Annotated in this window: 8 protein-coding genes; 3 read left to right on the plus strand and 5 right to left on the minus strand. The window is 55.5% G+C overall.

From position 1 onward, the window contains the following. Positions 1–83: 83 nt before the first annotated feature. From tnpA to tnpC, 3 genes are all read left to right on the plus strand, one after another. Positions 84–449, plus strand: a complete 366-nt coding sequence (gene tnpA, locus G533_RS0118800) for an IS66-like element accessory protein TnpA (RefSeq protein WP_035526448.1) — start codon at positions 84–86, stop codon at positions 447–449. Then, positions 446–781: an IS66 family insertion sequence element accessory protein TnpB gene (gene tnpB, locus G533_RS0118805; protein ID WP_027948884.1), complete on the plus strand. Its 336-nt coding sequence runs from the start codon at positions 446–448 to the stop codon at positions 779–781. Before tnpA ends, tnpB begins: the two co-directional genes overlap by 4 nt. A gap of 89 nt (positions 782–870) precedes the next feature. Next, entirely contained in the window at positions 871–2,451 is a 1,581-nt protein-coding gene (gene tnpC / locus G533_RS0118810) for an IS66 family transposase (RefSeq protein ID WP_027948883.1), read from the plus strand. Positions 2,452–2,865: 414 nt separating this feature from the next. Here tnpC and G533_RS24860 read toward each other — a convergent pair whose 3' ends face one another. The 5 genes from G533_RS24860 to G533_RS22925 form a co-directional block, all read right to left on the minus strand. Next, the gene (locus G533_RS24860; protein WP_158413444.1) at positions 2,866–3,033 is read right to left on the minus strand and encodes a hypothetical protein; all 168 of its coding nucleotides are present in this window, start codon (positions 3,031–3,033) and stop codon (positions 2,866–2,868) included. Positions 3,034–3,316: 283 nt separating this feature from the next. Then, positions 3,317–3,652 (minus strand): hypothetical protein, encoded by a 336-nt coding sequence (locus G533_RS0118815; protein ID WP_027951255.1) that lies wholly within the window; start codon positions 3,650–3,652, stop codon positions 3,317–3,319. A gap of 92 nt (positions 3,653–3,744) precedes the next feature. Continuing rightward, positions 3,745–4,788: a hypothetical protein gene (locus G533_RS0118820; protein ID WP_027951256.1), complete on the minus strand. Its 1,044-nt coding sequence runs from the start codon at positions 4,786–4,788 to the stop codon at positions 3,745–3,747. A 443-nt stretch (positions 4,789–5,231) separates the two neighbouring features. After that, positions 5,232–6,332 (minus strand): hypothetical protein, encoded by a 1,101-nt coding sequence (locus tag G533_RS0118830; protein ID WP_027951257.1) that lies wholly within the window; start codon positions 6,330–6,332, stop codon positions 5,232–5,234. 162 nt (positions 6,333–6,494) lie between these two features. Next, positions 6,495–7,442, minus strand: coding sequence for an HPP family protein (locus tag G533_RS22925; protein ID WP_051230681.1), 948 nt, complete (start codon positions 7,440–7,442; stop codon positions 6,495–6,497). Positions 7,443–7,595 lie beyond the last annotated feature (153 nt).

Here is a 7,595-nt window from a genome sequence, read left to right on the forward strand (position 1 = left end):
GTAACCGTCCGGTAAACCCATCTGTTCGCGCCCCGCAAACTGCGTAAGCTAGGTGCCCACCTAATCTTAAGTGGGCACCTGATATGGATAACGAAGCGTCTCCCCCAAGGATCATCAAGCGGCGCCGTCGCTACTCTGCGGGGTTCAAAAATCGAGTGTTGGCCGAGTGCCAGCAACCGAACACCTCCGTGGCCGAAGTTGCGCTGCGCCATGGCCTCAACCTCAACCTGGTACACAAGTGGCGCCAGTTGATGACTGTCGATGACACCGGAGAGTTTGTGCGGCTACCCATGCCGGCCAAAGACCAATCCAGTCCAAGCCGGAGCGTAGCGCGAGTTCTGCCCACTGTCAGCATCCGGCTGGATACGCCGCGCGGTCCGATCACCGTCGAGTGGCCATTGAGTGAGATTGACCACTCGGTCGCTTGGCTCAAGGCGCTCGTTCAGTGATCAAGATTGACGAGATCTGGCTGTCCCGCGAGCCGCTGGATATGCGCGCCGGACCGGACACGGCGTTGGCACGTGTCATCAACCGCTTTGGCAAAGCACGTCCGCATTGCGCGTATGTCTTTGCCAACAAGCGCGCCAACCGGATGAAGGTGCTGGTGTGTGACGGCTTCGGTATCTGGCTGGCATCGCGCCGGCTGCACCAGGGTCGGTTCGTCTGGAGCCAGCTCCGCACCGGCGATCCATTGTGCATTGATATGCCGCAGTTGCAGGCCCTGGTGGTCGGCTTACCCTGGCAGCATGCCGGCGCTGGGCACTTTATGGACCGACATTAGATAACACCAGAATCCCGCTCGCAGTTCCAGAGAACGATTGCCGATGATTGCTGCTGGCACCGATTTGCTGGTGCTGGCAAAGTGTTCCCATGCAAGCGCCTATCGATCTCAATCAGCTCAACGAGACCGAACTCCGCCAGATGGCGGAGCAAATGCTGGCGCAATTGGGCGAACGCGATGCGCGCCTCGTGGCGCAGGACGCCGAGCTTGCTGCACGTGACGAGGCCATTCGCCGCTACTCTATGCGCGAGGAGCAGCTGACCCACGAGATTGCCCTGCTTAGGCGCCATCGGTTCGGCAAACGCAGCGAAGGCGTCAACCGGCAGCAATACAACCTCCTTGAAGAACTCGTTGACGAAGACACGGCGGCCATTGAACAAGAGCTGGAGCGGCTGGCGGAGAGTCGCCCGCGGCCGGAGCCCAAAACCCGCACACCGAAGCGCCGGCCCTTGCCGCCCCAGCTGCCACGCACCGAGATCCATCATGAACCGGAACACACCACCTGCAACTGTGGCTGCACCCTGACCCGGATTGGCGAGGATGTTAGCGAGAAGCTGGATTATGAACCCGGCAGCTTCTCGGTGGAACGTCACATCCGCGGCAAGTGGGCCTGCCAGCAATGTGAGACCATCACGCAGGCCCCGGTAGCACCGCACGTGATCGACAAGGGCATCCCCACCACGAACCTGCTGGCGCAGGTGCTGATCAGCAAGTATGCGGACCACCTCCCGCTGTACCGTCAGGAACAGATTTACGCCCGGGCCGGCGTTGAACTGCCACGATCCACACTGGCGGACTGGGTGGGGCGCTGTGGCGTGGAACTTACCCCGCTGGTGGAGCACCTGCGGAGCAAGTTGCTTGAGCACGCGGTGCTGCACGCTGACGAGACGCCGGTGCCCATGCTCTCGCCGGGCAAGAAGCGAACACACCAGGCTTACATCTGGGCCTACGCAACCACGCGCTATGCCCCGGTGCAAGGTGTCGTTTACGACTTCCAGCCCTCGCGCTCCGGCAAGGCCTCCAGGGACTTCCTGGCGGACTGGCGCGGTCAGCTGGTCTGCGACGATTACACTGGCTACAAGGCCGGCTTCGCCACGGGCATGACTGAAGTCGGTTGCTGGGCACACGCCCGACGCAAGTTCCACGAGCTGTTGGAGCGGAACCAAAGCCCCATCGCCGAGAAAGCGCTATCGTACATCGGCATGCTCTATGACGTTGAGCGACAGGCCAGCGGCCTGCCGCCAGAGGAGAGGCAGCGGCTGCGCGACACCGAGGCGCGGCCCGTAATAACGCATCTGCGCGAGTGGCTGACGGGCCAGCGATCCCAGCTGACCAACGGCACGCGAACTGCGAAGGCGATCGATTACACGCTTAAACGGTGGACCGCCCTGGTTCGCTACCTGGATGACGGCAATCTGCCTATCGATAACAACTGGGTGGAAAACCAGATCCGGCCCTGGGCCCTTGGCCGAAGTAATTGGCTGTTCGCAGGCTCACTACGCAGTGGCCAGCGTGGTGCCAATGTGATGACCCTGATCCAGTCGGCAAAGATCAACGGTCTGGATCCGCAGGCTTATCTGCGCGACGTCCTGGAGCGCTTGCCGAGCGCCCGGCAGTCAGACCTTGATGAGCTGCTGCCGTATAACTGGACACCTCCGATCAAGGTGTAATCACCGGACGCATACAGCGAGCTGCCATCAGGATGCGAACGAGCGAAAGGTGGGGGATGCCTGGTGCAAGCCAGAACGGATGCCAGGCTAACCCCTCCCCCAGAGGGATAAAACAAGTCGCAGGCGCTTGCGCCCGCCACGGTCGTTGCCTGATAGATGTCCTTCGGCCCCGGGAGCACAGTGCACAGACCATGGTAGTGCGGGTTAAGTGACGAACCGCGTCAGGGATGCGACAGGTCTGTCTCGCAGGGAAGCCGTGGCCGAGAAAGCGGAATCTCCAGTCCATGTGGGCCTTCAGGGTGCCGCCGAAGACCCATTGAGGCGCCTGCCGCACACTGAATTGATGACGGCGGGTCAATGGCGCAAAGAGAAACAAGCAGTGGCATCAGGGATAGCTTCGCTCACCCCGCCCGGCTACTGTTCCGCGGTGTCCCGGATCCAGTGCACCTGTTGCCAGCGCACCCGCACCCCGGCGCGCTCCCTGAACGTAGCCAGTGGTAGTGAACTGTACTCGCCCAGGGAGGGGCCGTACACTACCTGAAACTCGACGCGGGTCCGGGATGTACTGGTCGGATTCGTCACTGCATCGACCCGCAACACCTGCTACTGGAAGCTGGTGTGCTCTCTACTCAAACGGCCGGTTAAAAATGGGTGATGACACCCCAACTTGTAGTGGACACTATCTTGGCGCACCTCGTGGAGGGCTCAAGCCGGGTTTACCGACCGCTTACGAGGGGTTTACGAAACCCCTGTCGGGGACTCCAAATTGCCGTTCGTGATGACAAAATCATAACCGCTGTGGATTCCGATCCTTAAGCCAAAGGCAGGCCAGAATCGAGAGCTCTTTGCGAGTTCATAGATCTGTTTAAACTACTTTGGCAAGGCCGCTAATGAATCGGGTAACCTTGTCTACTGTTTTGGAAGCGCTCCCGATCATTTTTTCAACCTTGTTTACGTCCTCCTTTGCGGCTTTGGCTTCTCTAGTCAAATCTGCGAGAGATTTCATAGCCGTCTTGAACGGATTAGTCTCATTCTTCAAGATCCTGTGGGTAAGCTTAGTCCGCTGAACCATCAACGTGGACATCTGCTCTGCAATGTCAGCCTGCAGCTCGAGATCGTCAGTTTTAGTCATTGATGAGGCTAGTGAATTTATTGTCTTATTCAACTGTTTGATCATTTTCTTGTGTGGAATATCGGTCATCCTTACGATCCTTCAAGTTTTACGATGGTGCGATTTTGCTTCGATCCGTGATTCGTACCGTCAATGAAAAACCAGATCACCCTCTCTTACCTTCACTCCCCGTTTCCAGCATTATCGGCGCCTTCAGCATTCCCCTCTGCTGACTCATCACACTCGGGAACACCTTCGTCGTTGATTTTGACTTTATCGCAGGTAACGATGGATTCCTCGAAATCCTCAAATCTCTTCCTTTTCTTCTCTAGATCCTTGATCGCCGCTACGACTGCATCTGATGAGAAACGATTCTCGCCCACTTCCTGGGCTAGCTTAGCGTGCTGTTTCTTAACTTCCTGCAGGGCCTCGACGAGATTCCGGATCTCCTTTGAGGTAACGATGACGGATTGAGCGTCTCGCCAGAGACGGAAAAGCTCTTGGTATTGGTCATCTGGCTTAGTCGCGTAGTAGCCAGCCTCTACACGATTGTTATAGTCCGTTATCTTGGACTGCAATATAAGAGACCGGTTAGTAGACAATTGTGAGTTGTAGTCCATTTGGTCGATCTGCTTCACTATTTCGTCAATCAGGGTGGCTATGTGAGGATCGGCCTCAGTGATGATCTTTTTTAACGCGCCACGTTTCTTTTCTTCAGCTATCGCACTTCCTACTGCATCGATAGCTGCCGCTATGAAACCAAGCTCTCTATCCGAGAAGAACGTAGCTTTTTTATCACCAAGGAGTTCCTGGTAGCTCTGTTGCATACCATCCAGTGATGACACGAAGCTCACTGAGGCTTTCGCTATGTCTGCTCGGTTGCCTGACTGCGCTAGCAATCGGATGGACTTAGCGTATGCACCAAGAGAGCTATTGGCCTTGTAGATAGCCAGTTCCTTCTTTTCGTCACCATCGAATAGATATCCAATAGTTGCCAAGTCTTCCAATTGCAAATTATTGCGATTGGGTATGTGCGTACGCATTTTAAAGTGAAGGGCTACTTCAACCTGGGACTCATTATATTCCGTGATGAGTTCGTCCGTTTTTTCTGTGAGCGCAGACGTACTCTCGCCGAACTTGTCAATTTGATTCAATGGAGTTGTGGTCGTGCAAGCGACAACGAACAAGCTGGTGAAGACGACAATTACTTTGCCTAGCGGTTTCATATCGAATCTCATTTTTGGAGTTCTTTCTCTATCATAGGAGATCTTTACAGGTAATCAACAGCTTGCTCAAAAAAGTCGACAGCATCTAATATCAGAGCACGAAAACAGAACTGACTTTCGATGGTGTTGAACACAGTGAGGGCCTATCTGCTGAAGTCAGATTATTTGCGAATAATAACAGGGCTGTATTACCACACCCAGATCGTTAGATAGGGGATACGGTTTACCCGAATTTAGTGAGCAGGTTGTTTAAGGGTTGACCCTGGGTGCGCATACATTGAGGGTCAGGAGATAGCGTCCCCATTAAAAGGCCGAATATACGTAAGCGTCTTTATTCTGATCAATGACCTGTTGCATGAACGGAGGAGTCCATATACAAGCGGACATCCGAGCTCCCAAGACAAGATAATGCATCAATTACGTTTAATAATTGTGGCTGAGATCTAGTCACTACCGCCAATCCCAAACAACCGCTTAAGCGATTTTCTAAAGAAAAATAGTAACAACCCAAAGATAGTAGCAACAAAGATTCCCCAGAAATCCTTGAATTTATCCCACACGATTGCCATCAGCTCACCAGATCCTCGCTTCACTATGCGTCCCGCATCTACGTATACGGTTACAGTAAGGGTTGGGGCGGCCTTTGGTCTCTGAGCGCCAGTGCAGTCAGGTGTGTCGTACAACCGGATCTGGGCAGTGATCTCGTGTGTACCTTCTTCTTGCGGTCTCAGCGTATAGAGTAGATGTGAGCCCTCTGGGTGTATCTGCAAGCATTCGGCACCTTGCGGATCAATTTGGAACCCAGGTGCCCGGGGCTCGACCTTGGCCGATTCTCCGATCACGGTCGAAGGAAGTGATGCAGAATCCGATACCATGTCAGAGGGGGTAGTTGGTGTGTGCTCTTCATGTCCGATCCAAATACGCATCTCGCCAGTGCCCGGCTTGGGGATTCGCTTATCCGCAGACAGCCGAACAACATAGTCAGGCTCCGTGGCTCGTGTAATGTTGGCCAACTGAAATTCTGAAGAGATTTGCGCCAGCGCTTCCTCCGGGAATGTTTCCATAACCAATCCTGGCTCAGCACTCTTTAGCAGCGCATCTACAGAGCTCCGTTGTGCTCGCAAGGTGGCCAAGAGAGCAGCCTCTCTGGCTGCCGCCGCCGACTCAATCTCTTTAGCGTGTTGAATAGCCTTAGCTCTTCTCGCTTCGGCCTCGGAGACGGAGCCAGCGGCTTTCAAATTGGCCTGCGCAATGGCGTTCCTGGCTGCGGACTCTCTTCTTTCCACCGCTTTTAGCCATTGGGTCCGTTGTCGAGCTAGATGCGCCTCTTCCTCGGCAAGTGCTGCGACTCTAGCGGCGAATTGCTCTTCCTTGTAACGATGACTATCTACTGCAGAAGGCGGTATCTCGTGATTACCTGGCGCACCACTACGGTCTTCTGGCCTTGTGCTGAAGCTGCCACAAGATGACAGTGTCAAAGCGGAAAAGAACACGGTGAGATAGGTCAATACAGAAACGATAAACTTCGCACTTGCCGAAACCATACAAGACCTCCTTATCTTGAGTAGGGCTTCATTTACCCATTATCTTATCCTAAAGCTCCGATTGATTGGGGTCCAACACATATACCGTACAATTGAAGTAAACACAGTTGATAGTGTAACGCCACTCTGTCTTCTGCTGGTGCGGATTGTGAACGAAGTTCGTCAGCGGGCGCGCTCCCTGAACGTTGCCAGTGGTAGTGAACCGTACTCGCCCAGGGAGGGGCCGTGCACCACCTGAAACTCGACGCGGGTCCGGGATGTGCTGGTCGGATTCGTCACTGCATCGACCCGCAACACCTGCCACTGGAAGCCGGTGAGCCCATTGCTGTAATAAGACCCCGGCAGAACGGCTTCATCTGTGGCAGCCCCGTCGCGGGCATGTTCTCCAGCCAGCTCGAACAATTCACATAGATCTTCCGGTGAGACGTCCACAAACAGATCCAGCTTCTGCAACGCCCAGGCCATGTCCTCGTGGGTGACGTGTTGACCCGTGGGATCCCGGGTGAGTGTCGCTGCAGTGTGTGCCGGTGCCCCGATGTGCGAGAGGTAGGCGGGGTAGCGGCGGTGGCGGAACCAGATGTTAAAGGCGAGCGCGACTACAACCATCAGCAGGGCATTGTAGAGAATGGGGCTGAGCAGATAATCGTAACCCAGTGCCCGGACCTGCTCTCCACCCACCACGGCGGCCAGCGCCGCGGCTCCTCCCGGTGGGTGCAGACAACGCAGGTAGTGCATGACCAGCACGGCGCCACCGACGGCGCAGGCTGCGGCCAGGGCGAGGTGAGGAATAAAACGGGCGCAACTGACACCGATCGCGGCGGACACACTGTAGCCCAGTAGTACGGGCCAGGGCTGAAACAGCGGACCGTGGGGTATGGCGAACAGCAACACGGTAGATGCACCGATGGACGTGGCGATGAGGACACCGGCCTCACCCCACAGTTGGGGGGCGAGCAGACACAGGCAGAGTATCCCGACAAAAGCTCCCACAGCGGAGAGCCACTTTTCCCGGTGGGACGTATTGCGAGGGCCCAGGCCAAGGAAACTGGCCACCTCTGCTTGTAATCTTGTGTGGCGTCTATCCTGCTGATCTGGCTGGGGTGGATTCATGGAGACCGAATGCTTCAACAAAAAAAGCGCCAGTCTAGCGCCCTGAAAAAATCAGAAAAAGCGGTTAGTTCCGCTAAGCATAATCGGAAGAACAGGTTTAGCTGTGGCCAGGTGACTGATCTCGAGGTGCTGGCATTGATCACCCTTCAATAT

The organism is Haliea salexigens DSM 19537 (genome assembly GCF_000423125.1).
Taxonomy (GTDB): domain Bacteria; phylum Pseudomonadota; class Gammaproteobacteria; order Pseudomonadales; family Halieaceae; genus Haliea; species Haliea salexigens.

What these genes read in the sequence shown, in the direction of transcription:
- tnpA (WP_035526448.1), top strand. Translation starts at nt 84, where the DNA reads ATGGATAACGAAGCGTCTCCCCCAAGGATCATCAAGCGGCGCCGTCGC.
- tnpC (WP_027948883.1), top strand. Translation starts at nt 871, where the DNA reads ATGCAAGCGCCTATCGATCTCAATCAGCTCAACGAGACCGAACTCCGC.
- G533_RS0118815 (WP_027951255.1), bottom strand. Translation starts at nt 3,652, where the DNA reads ATGACCGATATTCCACACAAGAAAATGATCAAACAGTTGAATAAGACA.
- G533_RS0118820 (WP_027951256.1), bottom strand. Translation starts at nt 4,788, where the DNA reads ATGAAACCGCTAGGCAAAGTAATTGTCGTCTTCACCAGCTTGTTCGTT.
- G533_RS0118830 (WP_027951257.1), bottom strand. Translation starts at nt 6,332, where the DNA reads ATGGTTTCGGCAAGTGCGAAGTTTATCGTTTCTGTATTGACCTATCTC.
- G533_RS22925 (WP_051230681.1), bottom strand. Translation starts at nt 7,442, where the DNA reads ATGAATCCACCCCAGCCAGATCAGCAGGATAGACGCCACACAAGATTA.